This is a genomic window from Bacillus cereus group sp. BfR-BA-01382 (assembly GCF_022663475.1).
GTDB classification, from domain to species: Bacteria; Bacillota; Bacilli; order Bacillales; family Bacillaceae_G; genus Bacillus_A; species Bacillus_A thuringiensis_S.
In genome coordinates this window covers 1-217 of the sequence record NZ_JAKUFQ010000451.1, presented here as the reverse complement: position 1 = coordinate 217, position 217 = coordinate 1, and the positions used below count along the sequence as shown (strand labels likewise).

The following is a 217-nucleotide window of genomic DNA, read 5'->3' as shown; positions in this document are numbered from 1 at the left end:
AATATGCGGGTGTGGCGGAATTGGCAGACGCACTAGACTTAGGATCTAGCGCCTTTGGCGTGGGGGTTCGACTCCCTTCACCCGCACTTTTAATAAAATATCTCAAACATGTCTTGCGGAAGTAGTTCAGTGGTAGAATACAACCTTGCCAAGGTTGGGGTCGCGGGTTCGAATCCCGTCTTCCGCTCCAATTTTCAATATGACATGCCGGGGTGGC

Annotated in this window: 2 tRNA genes; both read left to right on the top strand. The window is 51.2% G+C overall.

Annotated elements, in window-relative coordinates:
• The first annotated feature begins 5 nt into the window (after positions 1–5).
• A tRNA-Leu gene (locus MR160_RS34675) sits at positions 6–86 on the top strand.
• A gap of 29 nt (positions 87–115) precedes the next feature.
• Positions 116–190 (top strand) — tRNA-Gly (locus MR160_RS34670).
• Positions 191–217 lie beyond the last annotated feature (27 nt).